Genomic DNA, 22,814 nt, shown 5'->3' with positions numbered 1-22,814 from the left:
CTGATTAAATAGCCACATCATGGATGGATCAACACTTTTCCTGTCTCTGGCGCTCATTGTCCTCGCCTACTTCAGTGGCTCGCTGCTCGGTGCCATCTGGGTCTGCCGCTGGCTGAACGAGCCCAATCCGATGCTTTATGGCTCTCATAATCCGGGCGCCACGAATGTGTATCGTCTGGCAGGCTTCAAGGCCGCCTTCCTGACCCTGGCCTGGGATGCCGCCAAGGCGGCCCTGCCGGTGTGGCTGGGCGTGCAGGCGGAATTGCCTCGCGAGACCCTGTGGGCGATTGCCCTGGCGGCCATTGTCGGTCATGTTCTGCCGGTTTTCCACCGCTTCCGGGGCGGCAAGGGTGTGGCCTCGACCCTTGGTGCGGGCCTGGTTCTGGCCCCGGTGACGACCCTGTGGCTGACCCTCATCTGGTTTGCCATGCTGTTCTGGAAGCGCATCTCCGCGCTGGCTTCACTGACCGCGGCCTTCTTTGCGCCCTGGCTGGCCCTCTGGTTCGAGCCGGATCAGTTTCCCCTGTTTGCCATTCTGGCCCTGTTCATCCTCGTGCGGCACCGGGAAAATCTGGTACGGCTCGCCAACCGGGAGGAAGCGCCGATCCTCTGAGCCGCTTCAGGCTTCCGGCGGCGGGCTCAGCTCATCCAGCGGCCAGCGTGGACGCACCTCCACCCCCAGTCCGGCCCGCTCACCATGAATCAGCCGGTACCACCCGGCATAGGCAATCATGGCCCCATTATCGGTACAGAACTCCGGCCGGGCGTAAAACACCCGGGCACCCAGCTTTGCGGCCATGGTTTCGAGGCGGGTCCGCAGCACCCTGTTGGCACTGACACCGCCGGCCATGATGAGCTGACGCCGGCCCGTCGCCTCCAGTGCCCTGCGGCACTTGATGACCAGCGTATCCACGACCGCGGACTGAAAGCCCGCGGCAATATCGGCCCGCACCGGGTCATCGGCCCTGCACCCGTCAGCCTCCCTTTCCAGAAGATTCAGGGTGAAGGTCTTCAGACCGCTGAAGCTGAAATCCATGCCGGGACGGTCAGTCATGGGCCGGGGAAAGCGGAAACGGCTGTCATCGCCCGCTTCTGCCAGCTTCGCAATGTGCGGCCCGCCGGGATAGGGCAACCCCATCATCTTGGCCACCTTGTCGAAGGCCTCGCCGGCCGCATCGTCAATGGATTCGCCCAGCAACCGGTAGCGCCCCACCGCCTCCACATCCACCAGCTGGGTATGCCCCCCGGAGACGAGCAGCGCCACGGCCGGAAAGGAGGGCGGCTCGGGTTCCAGCATGGGTGCCAGCAGGTGACCTTCCATGTGATGGACGCCCACCACGGGAATGCCCAGCGACCAGGCCAGCCCTGTCGCAATGGTGGCCCCGACCATCAGCGCGCCCACCAGACCGGGCCCCCGTGTGTAGGCCACACCGTCGAGTTCCTTCAACGTGCAGCCGGCATCCGCCAGCACCGCCTCGATCAGCGGAATTGCCTTCCTGACATGGTCACGGGAGGCCAGTTCGGGCACGACGCCACCATACGCCTTGTGCAGGCTGATCTGACTGTAGAGGCGATGGGCCAGCAGCCCTCTCTCGCTGTCGTACAGGGCGATACCGGTTTCATCGCAGGAGGTTTCTATACCGAGAACACGCATATTCATCACCGGGCAGATTTGCTGCGGAGTCTACCACGTGACCGGCAAAACGCCAGTCTGTACCGCCCCCGATGCCCGATGGCCGGTTGACGCAGGAGCAGCACCCAAGTGTTGAAAGATTTTACAACCATGCCGGTGACGCACGAAGCACAAAAACTCTATCCAATTGTTTTTATTATTCTTTGTAATGATGGCCTGTTTTCTGCATTAATCATGCTGAGCATTCCGGCCGGCGCCGGAATGCGCTCTGTGTTCATTTGGCGGTGAATACACCTCCTGCCCCGCGTGGGCAGGAGGACTTTTTCCTCCGACACTGTCGGCACCACCGAAGCCGCCAATCAATGCCACTGCCAGCCGGCGTTGAGCATCCCCCAGACCGAATGCTGACGTACCGCGTTGAGCGGGCTCTCGATGGTTGTGCCGGAAGCCATGAACAGCGTGTCCGTCCCGGACTCGAGACGACCGGCCTGATAACCCAGGGTCACGCCCAGACGCCAGCCCCGTTCGCTCTGATAAGCCAGCATGGACTGGGCCTCTGCAAGCCAGGCCCGGTTGCCCCGGTGACGATAGCTGACCGGATGGGCCAGATCAGTCCGCAGGTTCCAGTCCCCTTCACCCTCGTAATCACCAAAAAGTGTGCCCAGTCTGAGCTGTGCTGCCCAGCGGCCATGTGTCGCGCGGATTTCTGCACCCAGCCAGGGGCCGGACCAGCGGGTGGCATAGGTACTGTCGAGTCCTTCCAGGCTCGCCGTCCCGACAATCTGGGTGCCGTTGCGGATACGCAGGGTACGCTTCCGGGTGGCCCAGCCCGCCAGGGGTACCAGATCCACTCTTCCCAGCCGCAAATGGTACCCCAGCAGGATGCGGCCGCCGCGGCCCGTGTCGCCCTCCAGCGCGGACCGGGATTCGCTGAAAAGGCCCTGCCGGTTGTCCTGGTTCCAGTCACGGTCCGTCACCTGACCGCTGCGGACATCCACAAAGTGACCGTTCACCCGGACGGCCAGACCGGCAAAGGGTCCGCTGTTCACATCCAGTGCCAGTTCGCCATCCGTCCGGACGAGGCGCTGGTCGTCAAATGTCAGTTCGGACAACACATCGGGAGAACCGTCGGCGTCCGCCAGATTCCAGTCCAGATGCGCCCGCTCCAGGCCCGCACCGAGCGTTAACGTCAGGTCACCCTGCCCCACGGCCCAGACCGCCGGGCTGAGCCCCCAGAGCAAGGGCAGTACGAACCGGAAATGTGCTTTCATTCAAGCGTCCCCCAAATAGTCGACGGAGCAGGCTGGACAGATTCCTGTCTGCCAAGGTTAGTCGCCCCCCGATTTCCTCGCCACCCCGAAGGTAGTAGCGGCACGGGTACTCAATCATTCAGACAAATTTTCTTCCGGAATCCTGTAGAATGGCTCAACTGACTCATCCACACCGGCCGGGTTTGAAGCCGTAACTATTTAACAGTCGTTACAGAGAGGTGAATTTTGCTGGTACTTCAATGGGTTCTGATTGTTACAGGCCTGATCGCCTGTGGATTTCTGATTCGCTACATCATCAAACAGTGGCGCCAGATTCATCAGCCTCCGGCGGCACCAAAGGTGGAAGTGTTTACCCCCGAACACAAGCGCTCCCCCCATTTGCTGGATGCCCGGGAAAGCATCAAGGTACTGGCCACCTGCATGGTCACGGAGCAGATCGAGCTGTCCGAGGGCTGCATCCGCATCAAGGTATTGCTGGATCACCTGGATCCGGACTGGCAGGCGGATGAGCGACTGAAAATCTTTGCCACCGTTTACGGACTGCTGGAAGAGTTCCCGACCCATTCGGCGCGCAAGGCACAAAGCAAGCAGGAAACCTTTGATCAGGACAAGAAGCGCTGGAAGATAGAAGAGGAACACAGGAGCGCGCTGCAGGCGGCCGCCCGCGTGCTGCTGGAAAAGCTTTGAGCGCCCGAAAAAAAGCCCCCGTCAGGGGGCGCAGTATGACACTGGACGACAACAACACAACAAACAATGAAACAACACGGGGCTTATCCCGTACCGGTCAGACCCAACTGTCCGGCTTGACAATACCCCGGGCGATCAGCTCTTCCACCAGCTCCGGCTCCAACTCGTGGGCGAAGCGTCGAAAATACTTCTGAATGATGATGTCGCTGCTCTGGCTGCTCTGGCTGATCAGCTCCAGCCGTGATGACTCATCCGACAGCCGGTGACGGACCCCCTGACGCTTGCGGAACTGAACCTCAAGCTGTTGCAGGTGGAAAATGCTCGCCTGATTGAAAATGAGCTGGTTCATGGTGCCCCCGTAGTGATTGACCTTGCCTGTATCTTCAAGCTTAGCTCAGCCATCCCGGGCTGCCACTCCATCAGGTTACTTTTTGGTCATCAAAATTCGTTTTTTCATCACTTTTTGTATCTTTGGTATGGCGAGCACAGTTGTCTGGCGGGTGCTGGCACAATTCCTGAAGGCCTGAGGAGGTCCCGTATGGGTCTGGCAGGACACCTGACCGCCCCCGGTCGCGCCGGCAAGTCACCGCCAGGGTAGCCAGTCCGCCAGGGGCGGGATCAGCCTTGCTCCAGCATGTCCGCCAATCCCGCCATCTCATCGGAAAGTTCCAGCAACTGGATGAGGGTTTCCTCCGCCGTGACCGGGCTCAGCTCCAGCGCCTGCCAGAGGCCTTCCGGTACGGACCGGGCCGGCCCGCTGGCCAGACCGTGAGCACGGAGCAGCTGTGTGGCCACGTACAACAGGCGACTGTAATCCGCATGCTCCCCCGCATAGCCGGGATTCTTCTGATGCCGCAGGGCGACAATCACCTCTTCCGGCATGTTCCAGACATCCATGAGCTGGCTGGCGATCTGTTCGCGGGTGATACCGATGAGAAAATGCTCCACCAGCTCCACATCCAGATGAGGATTGACCCGCTGATAGCGCTGGATGAGCCTGAAGTGGGGCGGAAACACGTGGGCGAGCACCAGATAACCGAAGTTGTGCAACAGGCCCGCCAGGTAGGCCAGTCCGTATTGCGGACGGGGCTTGCGGCCCACCTTGGCGCTCAGTGCGCCAGCCAGGGTGGCCGTCCAGACCGCCTGCTCCCAGTAGGGGACAAAGCCTTCCGGGGTGTCCTCCGGTACCTTGAGCGTCTTGCCCAGGGCGAGCCCCATGGCCAGGTTCATGACCAGATCAAAGCCCAGCACCCGGACGATGGCATCCTGAACCGAGTTGATCTTGCCGGGGGCCGCGTAGAATGATGACGAGGCCCAGCTGACCACCTGGGCAGCGAGACTGGGGTCCGTCTCCACCAGATCCGCCAGCTCGGGCACGCCTGCGTTGGGGTCACAGCGCAGGTTGATGATGCGTTGCGCCGTGTCCGGCAGCGGCGGCATCTCGAGCGTGTCTTCCAGCCGCTGGCAGATACGCAATGAGGTGAACTGACTGATCGCGGTGTTAATTTGCTGAAGATCCCGAGAGGGGTCATCATGGTTGACCTGAATCCGGGTCACCGGGACGGAACAGGGCAACGATTCTGTATGCTTGCCCAGCGCCCGCTGAAACAGTTTCTGGCTGAAACGCAGATAGTGCTCCCCGTCACCGGCCTGGACGTACACATGATCCAGCCGGGTCACCGCCGGATCAATCACCGCCGTCATGCCCGTCAGTTCGGGCAGCGCCGGCAATTCGTCCAGGCGGAACCGCCGGGCCAGTGTCTGCAGCGCCTCACCGGGAAGCGGCCGCAATTCCCGGCCCAACCGGCCACAGAGGCTGTCCAGATCCAGCAGCGAGCGGTCCGGTGACACCACCTGAACCCGCCCGAGTTCATCTTCCAGCACGGTGGTCCGCACACGGTTCAGCGGATCGGCCTCCAGGGCGGGAACCGGAGCGAGACCATCAATTTCTGCCTGCAAGGCGGCGTCCTCCTGACGCCAGCCGTCCAGAAGTTGTTGAAGTGGGGTGGCGACCATGCACAGTACTCCCTTTCACGCGTCTTTCTTACAGCGTAGCACGGTCTGTCAGGAGTGCACGGGGATCGGGAGCCGGAATTTTGCCTTGTTGTGACGTTTTGTCACGGGGTGTTGCTCAAACCTGTGCATAGGTTTCCCGGGCACCAATCCAGCGGGCGATCAGCGCATCCACACGACGCCGGTCGTCAAGCAGGGCGTGTGCCGCGTCTCTCACCCTGGGCAGCCAGCCCTGATCCCGCTGCAGATCGGCAATACGAAACTGGACCATGCCGGTCTGACGGGTTCCGAGCACCTCTCCCGGCCCGCGGATTTCCAGATCCTTCTCCGCAATGCGGAAGCCATCTGTGGTTTCGCGCATGACCTCCAGCCGCGCCCGCGCTGTCTCCGACAGGGGCGCATGATACATGAGGACACAGAAACTGGCATGCTGCCCCCGCCCCACCCGACCGCGCAGCTGGTGAAGCTGGGCCAGGCCAAGACGCTCCGGGTTTTCGATGACCATGAGGGTCGCGTTCGGAACATCCACGCCCACCTCGATCACCGTGGTGGCCACCAGCACCTGTATATCACCGGCGGCAAAGGCGGCCATGACCGCCTGTTTGTCGGCGGTCTTCATGCGGCCGTGAACCAGCCCGATGCGCAGGTCAGGCAGGGCGGCGGCCAGCATTTCCGCCGTGGCCTCGGCCGCCTGACACTGCAACACTTCAGACTCGTCCACCAGCGTGCAGACCCAGTATACCTGGCGTCCGCTCTGGCAGACCGCGCGCATGCGTGCCATGACCTCCTCCCTGCGGGTATCCGAGACCACCAGCGTGGTAATGGGCTGACGCCCCGCCGGCAGCTCATCAATGACCGAAGTGTCCAGATCCGCGTAGAGACTCATGGCCAGCGTGCGGGGGATGGGGGTGGCGGTCATGACCAGCTGATGAGGCACCCGGTCACCCTGCTGTCCCTTGTCCCGGAGCGCAAGCCGCTGGTGTACGCCGAACCGGTGCTGTTCGTCAATGATCACCAGCCCCAGCCGGCTGAAGCGCACATCGTCCTGAAACAGGGCGTGCGTGCCCACGGCCACGGCCGCCTCACCGGATGCCAGGGCGGCCAGCGCCTCGCGCCGTTCCCGCGCCTTCATGGTGCCACTGAGCCGTACCACCTGCAGCCCCAGCGGCCCGAACCAGGCTTCGAACTGACGGTGATGCTGCTCGGCCAGTACATCCGTGGGTGCCATGATGGCTACCTGAAAGCCGGACCCCGCCGCAATCGCTGCCGCAGCCGCTGCCACGGCCGTCTTGCCCGAGCCCACATCCCCCTGCACCAGGCGCAGCATGGGCCGGTCCTGAGCCATGTCACGGCGAATATCGTCCAGCACCCGGGCCTGAGCACCGGTCAGGGCAAAGGGCAGTCGCTCTCGCCAGGCTGAAAGCAGCGCCGTGTGGTCCAGTACGGGCGCCCCCCGGGCCTGCACCGTCTGGCGCACACGCAGGAGACTCAGGTGATGCGCCAGCAGCTCCTCAAAGGCCAGACGCTGTTGCCAGGGATGAGCCCCTTCGCCCAGGAGCCGGAGATCGGCGTCGGGCGGCGGCTGATGCAGATACCGCAAGGCCTCTTCCAGTGACATGGGAGGCAGGCCCGGTACCAGATCATCCGGCAGCAGATCCTCGGGCCGACACCGGTCCAGCCAGCGCAGCGCCTCCTGAATGAGCTGCCGCAGCCGGCGTTGGGGCAGCCCCTCGGTGGTGGGGTACACCGGCGTCAGTGCACCGTCCACGGGTACCGTTTCGCCCGGCGGCAGAACCGTGACCTCGGGATGATACATTTCCAGACCACTGCGGCCCGGACGCACCTCACCAAATACCCGCAGGCAGGCCCCCGGGGACCAGCGTTGCTTCTGAGTTGCATTGAAGTAATAGAACCGCAGCCCCAGCCGGGCACCCCGGTCATCCAGCAACACCAGCAGACTGCGACGCCGCCCCATTTCCACCCGGGCATCGATGACCGTACCCTCCACCAGCGCAGACTGCCCCGGGCGCAGCCAAGCCACGGACTGCAGGCGTGTCCGGTCCTCGTAACGCAGCGGCAAATGGAACAGAAGGTCCTGAAGCGTGTAAATGTGGAGCCGCTCCAGTTTGGCGGCCAGCGCCGCGCCCACCCCTTTCAGGCAGGTGACCGGCTCGGCCGCCAGATGATCCACGGTCAGCGTCATCAGGCGCTCTTTTTCAATCCCGGGTTCCAGTTGACCGGACATTGTCCCGCCGCCAGGGCCAGCAGATCAATCGCCTTCGGCCGCGGAAAGGTTACCCGCCACGCCAGTGCGACCGTGCGGGACGGTGCCGGCGAGGTAAACGGGCGGGTGGTCAGCAGCCCGCCATCGTCACCCGCCTGCACGGCGGATTGGGGAGGACGGTGATCCCCAGCCCGGAAGCCACCATGTGCCGGATGGTTTCCAGCGAGCTGCCTTCCGTGACCAGCTTGCCTGTCCCGCCGTCCCGGCTATCCGCCCGTCCGGAGACCACCGCGTCCAGCCCCGGACAGGCCTGCAGCACCTGATCCCGGAAACAATGGCCCGGGCCGAGCATGAGCAGGTCGTAGTCACGCAGCCATTCGGGAGCGATTTCCGCTTTGGCGGCAAGCGGGTGATCCCTGGGCATGAGCACCACAAAGGGTTCGTCATAGAGGGGTTTGGTCAGCACTTCCGGTTCATCAAAGGGCAGGGCCACCACGATGGCGTCCAGCTCCCCATGGCGGAGCTTTTCCCGCAGCACGGAGGTATAGCCCTCCTCGATATAGAGGGACATGCGCGGTGCTTCCCGGCGCAGCTGGGGCATGAGATGGGGAAACAGATAGGGGCCTACCGTGTAGATGGCACCGATGCGCAGGGGTGAACTGAGCTGATCCCGCCCACTCAGGGCGATGTCGCGGATCTGCTGAACCTGATCCAGTACGCGGCGGGCCTGCTCGATCACCCGGGCACCGGTATCGGTGACGGTCACCTGTCCGCGGCTGCGCTCGAACAGTGTCACGCCCAGTTCCTCTTCCAGCTTCTTGACCGCGACGCTCAGCGTCGGCTGACTGACAAAACATTTCTCTGCCGCCCGCCCGAAGTGACGGTACTCGGCAAGTGTGACAATATATCTGAGTTCTGTAAGGGTCATGGGTGCGCTTGTCGCCTCTGGCCTGACAGGATGACGTTTGATTGATACTATAAATCAACATATCAGCCTTTGATAGACGGAGATTCACTCTGAGCCGCATCCTCCTTGTCGGCTGGGGCGCCCTGAACCGCCGGCTTCCCGCCCTGCTCGAAACCCGCCAGCCGGTGGTGGCCGTCAGCCGCCATGCGCCGGAAACCCTGCCCGATCAGGTGGCACATCAGGTCGTGGACGTGACGCGCCCCGCTGCGTTCCGGAACCTGCCCGGTCACCTGGATGTACTGGTCTACTGTCTGAGCCCGTCCGGTGGCGGTGAAGAGGCATACGAAGCCGTGTTCGGGCTGGCTATCCGCCAATTGCTGGCCCGCTGGCCGGTGGGACGCATCGGCAGAATCCTTTTTGTCTCGTCAACCAGTGTCTATGCGCAGGATGACGACAGCTGGGTCGATGAAAACAGTCCGGCGGTGCCACGCCGGCCCCAGTCACGTATCCTGCGCCGGGCAGAACAGCAGTTGCTGGACTCGGGGCATCCGGTCACCATCGTGCGCTTTTCGGGGATCTACGGCGGCCATCGCACAGCCTTTCTGGATGCGGTGCTGACCGGTCAGGTACCGGTCACCCCGCCCTCCCCCTGGACCAACCGGATACACGAGTCCGATGCGGCCGGCATTCTGGCCTTTCTCGCAAACCGTGCCCTTGCGGGGCAGGATCTGGCACCGCTCTACATTGGCTCCGATTGCGAGCCCGTTCAGCGCCATGTCCTGGCCAACTGGATTCTGGAAGCCGCCGGCGAGCACATGACACCGGATCCGGAAGCCTCCTGGCCGGCACGCGGGGGCAGCAAGCGGCTGTCGAATGCCCGGATCCGCGCAGCGGGGTATGCGTTTCGCTACCCCACCTGGCGGGAAGGCTACAGCGAGATGCTGGCGCGCCTCAACCGAGCACCATGATGGCGTCCATTTCCACCAGCGCGCCCTTGGGCAGCGACTTCACACCCACCGCGGCCCGGGCGGGATAGGGTTCCCTGAAGAAGGTCGCCATCACGTCGTTGAGCATGGCAAAGTTGTCGAGATCGGTCAGATAGATGTTGAGCTTGACGATATCGTCCAGGCTCCCCCGGCAGCCTCACAAACTGCCCGGAGATTCCGGAACACCTGGATGGCCTGCTCCTTGAATTCGGAACTGACCATGTTCATGGTCTCCGGGTCCAGCGGGATCTGCCCACTGAGGTAAACCGTCCCCCCTGCCTTGACGGCCTGTGAATAGGTGCCAATGGCCTTGGGGGCCTGTTCGGTCTGGATGATGCATTTGTTGGTCATGTTCACTCCTGTCTGGTCGGTATTCCGGATCGTTTACTTGCGATGGAGACTGGTGACCACCTTCAGGCGGCGCAACCGTCTCAGCACGCGGGCATAATGGGCACGGCTGCGTACCCGCATGACAACCGTGATATCACTCAGGCCGCCCGGAAGATCCTTCACTGTGACGTTTTCCACGTTGGCATCACTTTGGGATACGGCACCGGCCACATCAGCCAGCACACCTCGCTGGCGCTCAACCCGTGCTACCAGGGCCACCGCAAACTCGCCTTCCGCCTGCTTGTCCCAGTAGAGTTCACGAAACTCACCGCGGGAGAGCTGGCGCTGTACGCGCGAGCAGCCATTGCGGTGAATCACCAGCTTGCCATCCGCCCCGTCCACACCCACGATCGTATCACCGGGCAACGGATAGCAGCAGCTGGCCAGGCGCCAGGGCTTGCCGCCCGTGCCCCGGATCAGGACTTCATGTTCCGCCTCGGGATTCTCGCGAGGCTGCAACGGCTGGATGCCGTCCGAAGTCAGATGGCTGGCCAGCACGTAGGGCATGCGTCGTCCTTCACCCACCTCCTCGAACATCTGCTCCAGGCTTTCCAGGTTGTTGTGCTCCAGGACCTTGCGGACATGGGCCTCGCTGATGCTCTCCAGCGAGCGACCGTACTCCCTCAGGTACTTTTCAATCAGGTTACGACCCAGCTCGCGGGCCTGCTTGCGGAAATACTGACGCAATGCCGTACGGGCCTTGCCGGTCACCACATGGGAAAGCCAGTCCGGCTGAGGGTGGGCAGAGGGAGAAGTGATGATCTCAACCGTGGAGCCGCTCTTGAGCGGCGTGGTCAGGGGCACACGCTTGTTGTTGACCCGTGCGGCAAAACAGCGGTTGCCCACATCGGTGTGAATGGCATAGGCAAAATCAATGGGTGTGGCACCTGCCGGCAGTTCGATGACCTTGTTCTTGGGCGTGAACACGTATATCTCATCGTGAATGAGATCCTGTTGCACATAGTCCATGTACTCCAGCGTGTCTTCCGCCCCTTCGCGCATCTCGAGCAGATTCCGGACCCATTTGGCCACCTTCTCGAGCTGGTTGCGCGCCAGCACCGACTCGCCCCCCTTGTACATCCAGTGGGCCGCTACGCCGGTGTTGGCGACGCGGTCCATTTCCTCGGTGCGAATCTGGAATTCCAGATGCAGCTCACGCAGATATTTTGTCGTGGTGTGCAGGCTCTGATAGCCGTTGCGCTTGGGAATGGCGATGTAGTCCTTGAACCGGTCCCAGCGCGGCCGGTACAGCTTGTGGATCACACCCAGCGTGCGGTAACAGTTGTCTTCCGTGTCGGTAATGATGCGGAAGGCAAACATGTCCATGATGTCGTCAAACGCGCGGTGCTTCTCACGCATCTTCCGGTAAATGGAATACAGGTGCTTTTCGCGGTGCTGCACCCGCGCCGGGATGCCGCGCCGCTCCAGTTCGGCAGACACGCGCTGTGCCACATCTTCAAGCAGATGAGCTTCGCTTTCCCGGCGCTTGCGGACGGCTGCTTCGATGGACCGGGCGCGCATCGGGTACATCGCCTGAAAGCTGAGATCCTCGAGCTGGGTATAGAGCATGTGCATCCCCAGGGCCCGGGCCCAGGGCGCAAAGACCTGAAGCGTTTCCCGGGCCTTCTGCTTGCGCTTTTTCTCGGGCATGGCGCCCAGGGTTCGCATGTTGTGGAGGCGGTCGGCCAGCTTGACAACAATGACCCGAAGATCGGTGCTGGTGGCATGGATCATCTTGAAATAGTTGTCCGCCTGCATTTCCTCGCGGGTACGGTCTTCCACCTTGGTGAGCTTGCTGACCCCGTCCACCAGATGCGCCACCGTCTCGCCAAATTGGCGGGCAATGGCTTCGCGGGGAATGCCCGTGTCTTCAATCACGTCGTGAAGCATGGCGGCCGCCAGGGTTTCGTGATCCAGCCCCAGTTCCGCCAGAATGTTGGCGACGGCCAACGGGTGGGTGACATAGGGTTCACCGCTGCGGCGGTATTGCCCCTCGTGTGCTTGCTCCGCGTAGTAATAGGCCCGCTGCACCAGCTGAACCTGGTGCGGCTCGAAATGTTTGCTCAGGCGTTCTGCCAATGCGTCAATATCCGGCACGCTCGGGCGCCCCTGTTCCCATGTCGTGACTCTTGCCTCAGTGTGCGGGCAAGTGACTGAAAAGGCAAGGCCCCTAACGCAAAACGCCACCCGAAGGTGGCGTTTGCATTCGTAGCGCCCGCGTCAGAGCATTTCGGCGTCGATGGTCTCTTCATCAATCAGGCCCGCTGCAATTTCACGCAGGGCGACCACGGTGGGCTTATCATTTTCCCAGGGCACCTTGGGCTCCTGGCCCATGATCTGCAACTGACGCGCACGCTTGGTCGCCAGCATGACCAACTCAAACCGGTTGTTTTTCTTCTGCAAACAATCCTCTACGGTGACTCGCGCCATATCTTGCCCCACTCATCAACTTGCCAGAATATTCGGAACCGGCAATTGTACACCAAGCGATTCACCCCGCCAACAATTCCTGCAAACGGGCCGCCTGAACCACCTGCTGCCGGCTCACTCTCAGGCGCTGAGCCCTGAAGATTGCCAGCAAATCGGCCACCGCCTCGTCAAACGCATCGTTGACCACCAGAAAATCAAACTCGGCATAGTGACTCATTTCCGAGCGTGCTTCTGACAGACGCCGGCGGATCACGTCCTCCGGGTCCTGCCCCCGTCCACGCAGCCGTTTTTCCAGCGCCTCCATGGACGGGGCAGAATAAAGATGCTCAGGGCATCCGGGCGCTTGCGGCGAACCTGTGCAGCCCCCTGCCAGTCAATTTCCAGGATGACATCCTTGCCCTGTGCCAGGGTATCGTTGACCCAGAGTTCCGACGTGCCGTAATAGTTGCCGAACACTTCGGCATGCTCCAGAAACACGCCCTGTCCGGCCAGCTCCAGAAAATCGTCCTTGCTGACGAAGTTGTAATTGACGCCATCCTGCTCGCCGGGGCGCATGGGGCGCGTGGTATGGGAAACCGAAACACAGATGCGCGGGTCACGCTCCAGCAGTGCAGCCACCAGGCTGGTCTTGCCGGCGCCCGAGGGCGCAGAGACGATATAAAGTTGTCCGGGTGCAGTCATGGATTCTCTCCAGAAATTCCAGCAGGTTCAGTGTTCAGGGGCGGGGCTCGGGCGCCGGTTCGGCGGCCACCAGATCACGGATCAGTGCGGGCCGGGCAACAGCCTTCACGGCCTTGTCCAGCTCGGCCCAGTTGCCATAATGAAGCGACTGGCGGGACAGGTGCAGTATCCATTCCTTCTCCCCCAGCAACATGGGTGGCGGCAGTTGCTTCAGTGAAATACCGGCTTCTTCGGCTGCGTACAGCAGGCCTTCCTCGGGCCCCACGATACCGTTGACACGCCCGAGCTGCAACATGCGCCAGCCCTGCCGGTAGGTGGCCACCTCCACGCGGCGGATGCCCGGATTGTCATCCACGGCGGGGCCGAAACTGGCCCCCTGGATCACGGCCAGCGGGCCGAGAGGATCCAGATTCTTTGGCGTCACGCCCGGTGTCACGCTGCTGCAGAACAGCAACACCCGTGACCGGCTGACCGGCCCCAGTCGGATCACGTGATTCTCCAGCGCGGGATTGTCGAATATCAGGGCCGCATCCAGCTGGCCCTTGCGCAACTGCTCCAGGAACCGGGCGTAGGGCATGAGCACCACATCCATCCGCTCGCTGTAATGGGCCTGGATCTGCCTGACAACCCTGACCAGCGCACCATGCAGACGACCGGCATCATCCTGCCAGGCGAAGGGTGCAAAGGCCGGTACAGCTATCCTCAACGGTGGCAAATGATCCCCCCGGGCCGGGAGGGCCAGCACGCTCAGCAGAATCAGTAACACACCCCAAGCTTTCATGCCTTCAGCCTAGCATATCCTGTTCTATACTTCCGCCATGGGCCTGCAACGGATTATCCGCACCAACTACCACGACGGCGTGGACCGCAAAACGCTGAAGGCGCTCGTGAACCGGTTTTGCCGGATCAGCGAGCAACGTCTTCAGCGCATGGGTGATGTATTGTCGCACAAACAGATGCATCTCGTCCGCCAGTTGCCCATGCTCTTTCACTGCCATCATCCGCTGCTGCCGGGCTACGTCCATGCGGACACGCCGCACGGGCTGGCCAATTTCAGCCCGGACAAGACTCTCATCGCTGAAACCCGGCGCTTTGCACGAAGCTTTGTCTATCATCCTGATCCGGCAGGCAGGACGGATATTGTGGCGCTTTTTCTCATGGGATCAATCGGTACCGTGGCCCATTCCGGGGGCAGCGACGTGGACGTGTGGCTGTGCCACCGGAGCGATCTGGACAGCGAAGCACAACGCCTTCTGCGCGACAAGGCGAACGCCATCTGCGCTCATGCCCGGACACTCGGTCTCGACATGCACATCTTTCTGGTCAATGCGGAAGACTTTCGTCACGGGCGGCATAACGCGGAAGTGGATCAGGAAGACTGTGGCACCGCACAGCATTATCTCCTGCTGGACGAATTCTACCGCACCAGCGTCTGGCTGGGCGGTGCCTGGCCCTTGTGGTGGCTCATTCCGGCCGATCAGGAGCAGGACTACGAAGCGCTGACACAGATGCTGGTCGGCAAGCGGTTCATCCGCCGGGATCAGTTCGTGGACTTTGGCGGTGTGGCGCGGATCCCGGCCAGCGAATTCATCGGTGCCGGCCTCTGGCAACTCTACAAGGGGATTGATGCACCCTACAAGTCGGTGCTGAAACTCATGCTCACCGAGGTGTACGCCCATGAGTTCCCGTTCACGCAGAATCTCTCGCTGATGTTCAAGCAGACCGTGTACGAGGATCGCACCGAACCACTGGATGTGGATCCTTATGTCATGGTGTATCACAAGCTTGCCGGCTATCTGGAACAGGACAACCCTCCGGAACGCCTGGAACTGGTTCGGCGGGCCTTCTATCTCAAGGTGGGCGAGAAACTTTCCCTTCCACAGCGCAAGCCGGGCTGGCGCCGCGAGGTGATGAGCCGTCTGGTGGAAAGCTGGCAATGGCCAGAATCCACCCTGCGCCACCTGGACCGGCGCGCACAGTGGAAGGTGGACGAGGTGCTGGCGGAGCGGCGCCGTGTGGTCAATGAACTCACCGCCAGTTACCGCTTCATTTCCCTCTTTGTCCGCGAGCGCAAGCTGACCCACGCCATCAGCCAGCGCGACATGAATCTGCTGGGCCGGAAACTCCACGCCGCCTTCCAGCGCAAGGCGGGCAAGATCGAACGCATCAACCCCAACATCGCACCGGACATTTCCGAGCCCCAGCTGGCCTTTCACCATCTGACCACCCAGAATCCGGACATTCCCCATGACGGCTGGCTGCTTTACCGCAACCTGCCCTCGGCTGCCGAGGCACTGCTGCACCCCGTGCTCAAGCGTTCTCACAGCCTGATCGAGCTGGTCGTCTGGGCCTGGCTCAACCAGATCCTGACACCGGCCACCAGCCTCGCCCTGGCGCCCGGGCAAACGGATGCCACCCAGTATGAGCTTCAGCAGATTGTTTCCGCACTGGGCCAGCATCTGCCCCTGCCCCTGCCCGATGTGCCGCAGGATGCCTTTTCCCGGCCCCGCCAGGTGACGCGCGTCCTGCTGTTCGTCAACGTCGGCGTTGACCCCATGCAGCCCCTGACCCGCAAGGGACTGCACAAGATCAGCGACCAGACGGACTCATTGGGTTACAGTGCCGACCGTCACAATCTGGTGCGGACGCTGGACATGGTGCTGCTCAACAGTTGGAACGAAGTCAGCGTCCAGCGCTACCGGCTCGGCGATACCCTGATCCAGTGCCTGACCAACTACATGACCCTGCTTCTGGAAGGCGGTCAGTGGGGGGCCAGCCTGCCGGCAGTGAGCGTCCACTGTTACTGCCCCACCCGGGCAACGGCCATTGCCCGGCGCGTGGAGCACCTGTTCCGTCAGATCAGCCGCTGTTTCTTCACCCATCCGGTTCAGCACGCGGGGCGCTACATCCTCCAGATCGAGCACCAGTTCTACGTCATTCAGTTCAGGGAAGGGCGTCCGCGGATACAGGCCCACCCCTCGCGTGATGCGCTGCTGGATGCACTGGCCGCGCCACAGGCCCGATACAGCCCCATCCTGCTGGATGGTTATGCCCTCCGGGATGATCCGCTGGCGGCCATCGCCGAGAAACAGAAATCCCAGACCCTGCAGGTCTTCATCGCGCTGGAGGACGACACAGCTCACCTCTATGTGCGGGATGAAAAGGGTTCCCTGCTGGGCTTTTGCCGGCCGGCCGACACGCCCGAACGCATTCTCATGCCCCTGATCCGGTTCCTTGCGGCGGTGGAGGAGCGCCGCCTGATGCATGCCGGGCTGGACGACGCGCCGATCAGCCAGACCGAATACTACAGCCTCAGCCGCCAACCCAACAGCAACCGCTACACGGCCCAGCCCATCAGGGTCCCCGGTGGCCAGGGCCGGGTGCATTACCATGAGCTGCAGGCGGTGGCCACGGTGGAGAACGGCCAGCTCCATTACACCCTCTACTATGACCACCAGGAATTTTCCTCCCTCGAATATGGCAGCCAGCTGTTCCCGGCACTGGCCCATTACATCCTCAGCCGGCGCGCTTCGGGCGAACGCTATCCGGTCTACATCACCGACCTCAGCCTGCCCCACGACATGCCCGGGCATGACAGCGCACGGGGCCTGCAAACCATCGACTACCTGCGCGTCAAGCTGGATCTCGAAACCCGGCTGATGAATGCCATGGCACGCACACCAACGACGCCACGGCCTGACTGACCCGGCCTTCCCGGTACCGCTGCATCTACTCAATCACCGTCCGAACGGGTTATACTGCCCGGTCTGAAACTGAACATGTGCGGAGATTGGCCATGAAACGGCTTGGGCTGGCGATCATTGTCGCGTGGGTACTGATGGGTGCCTCCTGCGGACAAAAGGGCGACCTCTATCTGCCCGATGACAGCCCGAAACCAGCACAGGATGCCTCCGCACCCCAACCTTGAACCGGGAGAACCATGGATCACTTCAACTACCGCGGCACCACCCTGTACGCGGAAGATGTGCCGGCAGCGACCATTGCCGGGCGCTTCGGCACCCCGTGCTATGTCTACTCGCGCGCCACCTTCGAACGCCATTTCCGGGCCTGGGAAGATGCCCTGTCCGACCTGCCTCACCTGACCTGCTATGCCGTCAAGGCCAACTCCAATCTGGCCGTGCTCAATCTTCTGGCACGCCTGGGAGCCGGCTTTGACATCGTCTCCGAAGGCGAACTGGCCCGGGTGCTGGCAGCAGGCGGTGATCCGGCCAAAGTGGTGTTTTCCGGTGTGGGCAAGACGGAAGACGCCATCCGCCAGGCACTGGATGCCGGCGTCCACTGCTTCAATGTGGAATCCGGGCCGGAACTGCGCCGCATCGCCCGCATCGCGGCAGAAAAGTCCATGGTGGCCCCGGTTTCCCTGCGCGTCAATCCGGACGTGGATGCCCAGACCCATCCGTATATCTCCACCGGCCTCAAGGAAAACAAGTTCGGCATCACCATGGAGGAAGCCGAGGCGCTCTATGCCTGGGCCGCACAGCAACCCTCCCTGGACGTCATTGGCATCGACTGTCATATCGGCTCCCAGCTCACCCAGACCGCACCTTTCCTGGATGCACTGGATCGTGTGCTCGCACTGGTGGACAGGCTTCAGGATCAGGGTATCCGGCTGCAGCACATCGACCTGGGTGGCGGACTGGGCGTGCGCTACAACAACGAAACCCCGCCCCACCCCAGTGAATACATCGATCAGCTCCGTGGACGCCTGAAGGATCGGGGGCTGACACTGGTCCTGGAGCCCGGACGCTCCATCGCCGCCAATGCCGGCATTCTGCTTACCCGGGTCGAATACCTGAAGGAAACGCCCCACAAACGCTTTGCCATTGTGGACGCAGCCATGAACGACCTGATCCGGCCCGCCCTTTACAGCGCCTGGCAGGCCATTGTGCCCTGTGAGCTGCATGGGGACCGTCCGGTCAGAACCTGGGACGTGGTGGGCCCGGTCTGTGAAACCGGCGACTTTCTGGGCAAGGACCGGGAACTGGCACTGGAAGAGGGTGACCTGCTGGCCGTGCGTTCCGCGGGTGCCTACGGATTCGTCATGGCCTCCAATTACAACAGCCGGCCGCGTCCGCCGGAGGTCATGGTGGACGGAGACCGGTGCCACCTGATCCGCCGCCGTGAAACCCTGGAGGATCTCTTTGCCTCCGAATCCCTGCTGCCGGGGGAGCCGGGCTGATGCTGCTGCGCTTTACCAAAATGCATGGGCTCGGTAACGATTTCATGGTGGTGGATGCCATCAGCCAGCACGTCCACCTGCGGCCCGAGCAGATCCGCCGCCTCGGTGACCGCAATTTCGGCGTCGGCTTTGACCAGCTGCTGCTGATCGAGCCCCCCGGCCGCCCGGACGTGGACTTCCGTTACCGCATCTTCAACGCCGATGGCAGCGAAGTGGAGCAATGCGGCAACGGCGCACGCTGCTTCGCAAAGTACGTGCATGATCACCGCCTCACCGACCGCAATCCCGTGCGCGTCGAGACCATGAAGGGCATCATCCTGCTGCATCTCAACCCCGACGGTACGGTCACGGTCAACATGGGCACACCCCGCCTGGAGCCGGCCGAAATCCCCTTCATCGCCGACCAGCGCCAGATCACCTACCCCATTGAAGTGGATGGCAAGACGCTGGAAATCAGTGCCGTGTCCATGGGCAACCCCCACTGCGTGGTCTACAGCCGGGATATCAACCGGGAGCCGGTGCACAAGCTCGGCCGCAAGCTGGAAAGCCACCCCCGCTTTCCGGAAAAGGCCAATGTGGGCTTTCTGCAGGTGGTCAATCCGCGCTTTGCCAAGCTGCGCGTCTACGAACGCAACGTGGGCGAAACGCTCGCCTGCGGCACCGGTGCCTGCGCCGCCATGGTGGCCGCACGCCTGCGCGGCTTGCTGGATGAGGAAGCAGAGATTAAGCTTCCCGGAGGCAGTCTGCGCATCCGCTGGGCAGGCGAGGGCGAACCGGTGATGATGACCGGCCCCGCAACCACGGTCTACGAAGGCCAGATACGGATCTGAATGAGCGGTACCATGACAGAGACAACCCAGAACAAGAACACAGCGCCCGCACTGACCGACGAGCAGGTGGTTCGTTACCTGCGCAGCCATCCGGACTTCTTCATCGAGCACGACTATCTCCTGAATGAAATCCGGTTGCCCCACGCCAGCGGAGGCGCCATCTCCCTGGTCGAACGCCAGGTGGCCCTGTTCCGCGAGCAGCGGGACAATCTGGACCGCCAGCTGCGCGCGTTGATTGAAACGGCCCGGCAGAATGACCGCTTCTTCGAGAAGAGCAAGCGCCTGATCATGAACCTGCTGGAAGCCCAGACGCTGGAAGAGGCCGTCATCGTGCTGGAAGACAGCTTCCTCGGCGATTTCAACGTGCACACCTTCAGCCTGACCCTGTTCGGACCTCCCCGGGAGTTGCCGATCCAGCACGTGCACTGGCATGCTCAGGAAGCCGTCGACGAAGTCTTCCCGCGCCTGCTGACAGACAACCGTGCCCGCTGTGGCCGCTTCCCGGATGCCCAGATGACCCTGCTGTTCGGCCGGGATCGCGAAACGGTCGGTTCCGCCGCCCTCATTCCCGTGCAATACGGCGAGCCGCTGGGCATTCTGGCCATCGGTCACCGGGATCCGGCCTACTTCGACAGCAGCATGGGCTCCATGTTTCTCGGCTACATCAGCGACAGCCTGGCCCGCATACTGCCCAGGCTGATTCAGGGACGCGCCAGCCCGGGCCGGACGCGACACGCCTGATCATGCACCCGGAAACGGCCATCCACCGCTATCTGGAACACCTGCGGGTGGAGCGCCGGGCCAGTCCGCACACTCTGGCCGCGTACCGGCGCGATCTGGACAAGCTCCTGCAGCATCTGCGGGCCAGGGGCATGGCCGTCGACCACGTCGGTGAACTGACGAGCGATCACGTGCGCAGTGCCCTGATGGCCGACATGCAGAAGGGCCATGCTCCTGCCACGGCACAACGGTGGCTGTCCAGCCTGCGCAGTTTCTTCCGCTATCTGATGCAGACCGGCGTGGTCACACGCAATCCGGTCGCCGGCATGCGTGCCCCCAAGCGCGGGCGTCACTTGCCGGAGGTGCTGGACGTGGACCAGATGAATGCCATGCTCGGCGCGGTGCCGGAGGATCCCCATGACATCCGGGATCTGGCCATGGCCGAACTCTTCTACGGCGCAGGATTGCGTCTGTCCGAACTGGTCAGCCTGGATCTGGGCGCCCTGAACCGCAGCGAGGGCACCCTGCGCGTCACCGGCAAGGGGCGCAAGGAGCGCATCGTTCCGTTCGGCCGGGCGGCGCAACAGGCACTGGACCGCTGGCTGGAAGTGCGGCCCCGGTGGCAGACCGCAGACAGTGGCGAGGCCCTGTTCCTGAGCCAGCGCGGGCAGCGCATTCATCCGCGCACCGTGCAGGTCCGCCTGCGGCGCTGGGCCACCCTGCACGGCAGCGGGGTTCACCTCCATCCCCACATGCTCCGCCACAGCTTTGCCAGCCATATCCTCGAATCCAGCGGCGACCTGCGCGGCGTCCAGGAGCTCCTCGGACACGCCAACCTCTCCACCACCCAGATCTACACCCACCTGAATTTTCAGCACCTTGCCGAAGTGTACGACAAGACCCACCCCAGAGCCCGGCGCAAAACCGGCAAATAACGCAAACTGGTCTATACTCTACCCAAACTTCTGCCGGGAACGGCCGCATGAGCACAGACGCCCAACGCTGGAAAGAAAAATACCTGAACAAGCTGGATGAGCTGGATGAGCTGGAGAACCGCTTCCGCAACCAGACTCATCTGCTGCAGCGCGCCGTGGTCCGGGTCAGTCTGGCGGCGGATGGTCTGGACTCGGAACTGGACAAGCAACTGGCCAGCCTGCGGACACTCATGCGCGAAGACCCCCTGCCGGCCAGCGAGCTCAAGCGTCAGCTGGATGCGCTTGAAAACACCCTGCACAAGCTGGATACCGCACGCAGCGATGCCCAGGATGCCCTGCTTCAGGCACTCACCGACCTGGTGGAACAACTGGGCCGGCTCGACCTGCCCCGAACCGTCCGCAAGGATCTGCGACGCTTTGCCAAGTCGCTCAATGGCCGCATCCAGTCACTGCGCGAGCACCCGAAACTGATGCAGGACGTGGCCAGACTGCAGAAGGACGCCCTGACCGCCCTGCAATCCCGGCTGGCCGGCACGGACACCAGCGGGCCGGGCTTTCTGGAGCGCCTGTTCGGCAAGCGCACCGAATCGCCGGCAGGCGAAGCGCAGACAGAACCCGAGGTCATCCGGGATGAAGCGGATGCGGCCGCATCCGCAGCCCCGGCGCTTCCCGGCACCGGCACCGAACCGCCGGACGCGGACAGCGAAACGGAAAGTCTGGAACTGCCGGAAGCGGACATGCCGCCCGAGCCCGGATTTGCCGCCATTGCCGATCACGTCAGCGCCACACTGACCCACCTGATCCGCCAGCTGGACCTGCCCGAACTGGCGCAGCACGAAGCCCGTCGGATTCTGGCGCGCATCGAGGCGGGCCTCAACTGGTACGAGCTCATCCCGGTACTGGACGACATTGCCAACCTGGTCCTGGCGGCCGTGGGCAAGGGACAGCGGGATTTCGAGCAGTTTCTCAAGAACCTGGACGAACGGCTGTCACTGCTCAACGCCTATCTCGAAAACAGCGAAGCGCGCCAGTCCGCCAACCATCAGGCCCAGACGCGCCTGCAGGAGGACGTCCGTACACAGGTCAGCTCCATTTCCGACAGCGTGCGCAATGCACAGGACCTGGATTCCCTCAAGACCGCCATCAATACGCACATTGATCACATCATTGCCGCCATGGACCAGTTCCGGCGCGAGGAAGAGACGCGCGAAGCGGAGCGCCAGGAAGAACTGGCCGCGCTCAAGGCCCGCCTGGACAGCATGGAAGCCGAATCCCGCGACATTCAGGAACGTCTGCAGACCGAACAGAAGAAGGCACGCACGGATCCCCTGACCGGCCTGCCCAACCGGGAAGCCTTTCAGGAGCGCATCACGCTCGAATACGAACGCTGGAAGCGCTACGGCAATCCCACGACCCTCGTCATCGGCGACATCGATCACTTCAAGCGCATCAATGACGAGTACGGCCATCTTGCCGGAGACAAGGTCATCCGCCTCATTGGCCGCGAGGTGGCCAGACGGATCCGTACCACGGACTTCATTGCCCGCTACGGCGGTGAAGAATTCGTGATCATCATGCCCGAAACCGAGGCCACCACCGCAGCCCAGGTCATGGACGCCACGCGGGACATGATCAGCCGCATGCCGTTCCACTTCCGCAAGCAGCGGGTTCAGATCACCATGTCGTTCGGTATCTGTGCCTTCTCCGGCAACATGACAATCAGCGAATGTCTGGAAGCGGCAGACAAGGCGCTCTACGAGGCCAAGAATAACGGACGCAATCAGGTACAGTGCGCGCCGTCACACACCTGAAAAGATAGGCAAAAAGGCCGATTGGCATCACCCTGTTCATTTTTTAGACTCCACCACACAATCCGATCTTTACCATTCACCGCAACGCCATGGAGT

At 62.5% G+C, this 22,814-nt stretch carries 19 protein-coding genes and 3 pseudogenes; 11 read left to right on the top strand and 11 right to left on the bottom strand.

Features of this window, described 5'->3' with window-relative positions; translation table 11 throughout:
* Positions 1-19: 19 nt before the first annotated feature.
* Complete coding sequence (gene plsY / locus AAIA72_RS13855; RefSeq protein WP_369600893.1) at positions 20-613, top strand: glycerol-3-phosphate 1-O-acyltransferase PlsY; 594 nt, start codon at positions 20-22, stop codon at positions 611-613.
* A gap of 6 nt (positions 614-619) precedes the next feature.
* Here plsY and tsaD read toward each other — a convergent pair whose 3' ends face one another.
* Positions 620-1,654, bottom strand: a complete 1,035-nt coding sequence (tsaD, locus tag AAIA72_RS13850) for a tRNA (adenosine(37)-N6)-threonylcarbamoyltransferase complex transferase subunit TsaD (RefSeq protein WP_369600892.1) — start codon at positions 1,652-1,654, stop codon at positions 620-622.
* A gap of 108 nt (positions 1,655-1,762) precedes the next feature.
* On the opposite strand from tsaD, the gene AAIA72_RS13845 reads away from it, so the two are divergent.
* A complete protein-coding gene (locus AAIA72_RS13845; RefSeq protein ID WP_369600891.1) occupies positions 1,763-1,921 on the top strand; it encodes a hypothetical protein in 159 nt (52 codons plus the stop codon).
* A gap of 71 nt (positions 1,922-1,992) precedes the next feature.
* On the opposite strand, the gene AAIA72_RS13840 is transcribed toward AAIA72_RS13845, so the two are convergent.
* The gene (locus tag AAIA72_RS13840) at positions 1,993-2,904 is read right to left on the bottom strand and encodes a hypothetical protein (protein WP_369600890.1); all 912 of its coding nucleotides are present in this window, start codon (positions 2,902-2,904) and stop codon (positions 1,993-1,995) included.
* Positions 2,905-3,129: 225 nt separating this feature from the next.
* On the opposite strand from AAIA72_RS13840, the gene AAIA72_RS13835 reads away from it, so the two are divergent.
* Positions 3,130-3,591, top strand: coding sequence for a DUF2489 domain-containing protein (locus AAIA72_RS13835; RefSeq protein ID WP_369600889.1), 462 nt, complete (start codon positions 3,130-3,132; stop codon positions 3,589-3,591).
* A 97-nt stretch (positions 3,592-3,688) separates the two neighbouring features.
* Here AAIA72_RS13835 and AAIA72_RS13830 read toward each other — a convergent pair whose 3' ends face one another.
* The 4 genes and pseudogenes from AAIA72_RS13830 to AAIA72_RS13815 all read right to left on the bottom strand — a co-directional run bounded on the left by AAIA72_RS13830 (position 3,689) and on the right by AAIA72_RS13815 (position 8,756).
* Positions 3,689-3,940: a hypothetical protein gene (locus AAIA72_RS13830; protein ID WP_369600888.1), complete on the bottom strand. Its 252-nt coding sequence runs from the start codon at positions 3,938-3,940 to the stop codon at positions 3,689-3,691.
* Positions 3,941-4,209: 269 nt separating this feature from the next.
* A complete protein-coding gene (locus AAIA72_RS13825; RefSeq protein ID WP_369600887.1) occupies positions 4,210-5,607 on the bottom strand; it encodes an aminoacyl-tRNA deacylase and HDOD domain-containing protein in 1,398 nt (465 codons plus the stop codon).
* Positions 5,608-5,722: 115 nt separating this feature from the next.
* A complete protein-coding gene (recG, locus tag AAIA72_RS13820; RefSeq protein WP_369600886.1) occupies positions 5,723-7,849 on the bottom strand; it encodes an ATP-dependent DNA helicase RecG in 2,127 nt (708 codons plus the stop codon).
* A pseudogene (locus AAIA72_RS13815) lies at positions 7,807-8,756 on the bottom strand (hydrogen peroxide-inducible genes activator). Before AAIA72_RS13815 ends, recG begins: the two are co-directional and overlap by 43 nt.
* Before the next feature lie 164 nt (positions 8,757-8,920).
* Here AAIA72_RS13815 and AAIA72_RS13810 point away from each other — a divergent pair.
* Positions 8,921-9,703, top strand: a complete 783-nt coding sequence (locus AAIA72_RS13810; RefSeq protein ID WP_369600885.1) for a nucleoside-diphosphate sugar epimerase — start codon at positions 8,921-8,923, stop codon at positions 9,701-9,703.
* On the opposite strand, the pseudogene AAIA72_RS13805 reads toward AAIA72_RS13810, so the two are convergent.
* The 5 genes and pseudogenes from AAIA72_RS13805 to AAIA72_RS13785 all read right to left on the bottom strand — a co-directional run bounded on the left by AAIA72_RS13805 (position 9,687) and on the right by AAIA72_RS13785 (position 14,003).
* Positions 9,687-10,072: pseudogene (locus AAIA72_RS13805) on the bottom strand (RidA family protein). The gene AAIA72_RS13810 and the pseudogene AAIA72_RS13805 sit on opposite strands and share 17 nt — an antisense overlap.
* 33 nt (positions 10,073-10,105) lie before the next feature.
* Positions 10,106-12,208, bottom strand: a complete 2,103-nt coding sequence (locus tag AAIA72_RS13800) for a bifunctional (p)ppGpp synthetase/guanosine-3',5'-bis(diphosphate) 3'-pyrophosphohydrolase (RefSeq protein ID WP_369600884.1) — start codon at positions 12,206-12,208, stop codon at positions 10,106-10,108.
* Between the two features lie 123 nt (positions 12,209-12,331).
* Entirely contained in the window at positions 12,332-12,541 is a 210-nt protein-coding gene (gene rpoZ / locus AAIA72_RS13795; RefSeq protein WP_369600883.1) for a DNA-directed RNA polymerase subunit omega, read from the bottom strand.
* A gap of 61 nt (positions 12,542-12,602) precedes the next feature.
* Positions 12,603-13,222 (bottom strand): annotated as a pseudogene (gmk, locus tag AAIA72_RS13790) (guanylate kinase).
* Positions 13,223-13,256: 34 nt separating this feature from the next.
* Positions 13,257-14,003, bottom strand: a complete 747-nt coding sequence (locus AAIA72_RS13785) for a substrate-binding periplasmic protein (protein WP_369600882.1) — start codon at positions 14,001-14,003, stop codon at positions 13,257-13,259.
* A gap of 37 nt (positions 14,004-14,040) precedes the next feature.
* Between AAIA72_RS13785 and AAIA72_RS13780 the strand changes: the two genes are divergently transcribed.
* The 7 genes from AAIA72_RS13780 to AAIA72_RS13750 all read left to right on the top strand — a co-directional run bounded on the left by AAIA72_RS13780 (position 14,041) and on the right by AAIA72_RS13750 (position 22,718).
* Entirely contained in the window at positions 14,041-16,926 is a 2,886-nt protein-coding gene (locus tag AAIA72_RS13780; RefSeq protein ID WP_369600881.1) for a class I adenylate cyclase, read from the top strand.
* A gap of 92 nt (positions 16,927-17,018) precedes the next feature.
* Positions 17,019-17,150, top strand: a complete 132-nt coding sequence (locus AAIA72_RS13775) for a lipoprotein (protein ID WP_369600880.1) — start codon at positions 17,019-17,021, stop codon at positions 17,148-17,150.
* 12 nt (positions 17,151-17,162) lie between these two features.
* Positions 17,163-18,422 (top strand): diaminopimelate decarboxylase, encoded by a 1,260-nt coding sequence (lysA, locus tag AAIA72_RS13770; protein ID WP_369600879.1) that lies wholly within the window; start codon positions 17,163-17,165, stop codon positions 18,420-18,422.
* The gene (dapF, locus tag AAIA72_RS13765; RefSeq protein ID WP_369600878.1) at positions 18,422-19,252 is read left to right on the top strand and encodes a diaminopimelate epimerase; all 831 of its coding nucleotides are present in this window, start codon (positions 18,422-18,424) and stop codon (positions 19,250-19,252) included. Before lysA ends, dapF begins: the two co-directional genes overlap by 1 nt.
* A gap of 12 nt (positions 19,253-19,264) precedes the next feature.
* A complete protein-coding gene (locus tag AAIA72_RS13760; RefSeq protein WP_369600877.1) occupies positions 19,265-19,993 on the top strand; it encodes a DUF484 family protein in 729 nt (242 codons plus the stop codon).
* A 2-nt stretch (positions 19,994-19,995) separates the two neighbouring features.
* Positions 19,996-20,907 (top strand): tyrosine recombinase XerC, encoded by a 912-nt coding sequence (xerC, locus tag AAIA72_RS13755; RefSeq protein ID WP_369600876.1) that lies wholly within the window; start codon positions 19,996-19,998, stop codon positions 20,905-20,907.
* A 47-nt stretch (positions 20,908-20,954) separates the two neighbouring features.
* Complete coding sequence (locus AAIA72_RS13750) at positions 20,955-22,718, top strand: diguanylate cyclase (RefSeq protein ID WP_369600875.1); 1,764 nt, start codon at positions 20,955-20,957, stop codon at positions 22,716-22,718.
* Positions 22,719-22,814: the final 96 nt, after the last annotated feature.

Origin of the sequence: Thermohahella caldifontis, assembly GCF_041153465.1 — a bacterium.
Classification (GTDB): Bacteria; Pseudomonadota; Gammaproteobacteria; order Pseudomonadales; family Oleiphilaceae; genus Thermohahella; species Thermohahella caldifontis.
Note: the sequence above shows the minus strand (reverse complement) of the source record. Positions and strands in the feature narration are given on the sequence as shown.

What these genes read in the sequence shown, in the direction of transcription:
- plsY (WP_369600893.1), top strand. Translation starts at nt 20, where the DNA reads ATGGATGGATCAACACTTTTCCTGTCTCTGGCGCTCATTGTCCTCGCC.
- xerC (WP_369600876.1), top strand. Translation starts at nt 19,996, where the DNA reads ATGCACCCGGAAACGGCCATCCACCGCTATCTGGAACACCTGCGGGTG.
- dapF (WP_369600878.1), top strand. Translation starts at nt 18,422, where the DNA reads ATGCTGCTGCGCTTTACCAAAATGCATGGGCTCGGTAACGATTTCATG.
- AAIA72_RS13760 (WP_369600877.1), top strand. Translation starts at nt 19,265, where the DNA reads ATGACAGAGACAACCCAGAACAAGAACACAGCGCCCGCACTGACCGAC.
- tsaD (WP_369600892.1), bottom strand. Translation starts at nt 1,654, where the DNA reads ATGCGTGTTCTCGGTATAGAAACCTCCTGCGATGAAACCGGTATCGCC.
- recG (WP_369600886.1), bottom strand. Translation starts at nt 7,849, where the DNA reads ATGTCCGGTCAACTGGAACCCGGGATTGAAAAAGAGCGCCTGATGACG.
- AAIA72_RS13830 (WP_369600888.1), bottom strand. Translation starts at nt 3,940, where the DNA reads ATGAACCAGCTCATTTTCAATCAGGCGAGCATTTTCCACCTGCAACAG.
- AAIA72_RS13780 (WP_369600881.1), top strand. Translation starts at nt 14,041, where the DNA reads ATGGGCCTGCAACGGATTATCCGCACCAACTACCACGACGGCGTGGAC.
- AAIA72_RS13785 (WP_369600882.1), bottom strand. Translation starts at nt 14,003, where the DNA reads ATGAAAGCTTGGGGTGTGTTACTGATTCTGCTGAGCGTGCTGGCCCTC.
- AAIA72_RS13825 (WP_369600887.1), bottom strand. Translation starts at nt 5,607, where the DNA reads ATGGTCGCCACCCCACTTCAACAACTTCTGGACGGCTGGCGTCAGGAG.
- AAIA72_RS13750 (WP_369600875.1), top strand. Translation starts at nt 20,955, where the DNA reads ATGAGCACAGACGCCCAACGCTGGAAAGAAAAATACCTGAACAAGCTG.
- AAIA72_RS13775 (WP_369600880.1), top strand. Translation starts at nt 17,019, where the DNA reads ATGAAACGGCTTGGGCTGGCGATCATTGTCGCGTGGGTACTGATGGGT.
- AAIA72_RS13840 (WP_369600890.1), bottom strand. Translation starts at nt 2,904, where the DNA reads ATGAAAGCACATTTCCGGTTCGTACTGCCCTTGCTCTGGGGGCTCAGC.
- lysA (WP_369600879.1), top strand. Translation starts at nt 17,163, where the DNA reads ATGGATCACTTCAACTACCGCGGCACCACCCTGTACGCGGAAGATGTG.
- rpoZ (WP_369600883.1), bottom strand. Translation starts at nt 12,541, where the DNA reads ATGGCGCGAGTCACCGTAGAGGATTGTTTGCAGAAGAAAAACAACCGG.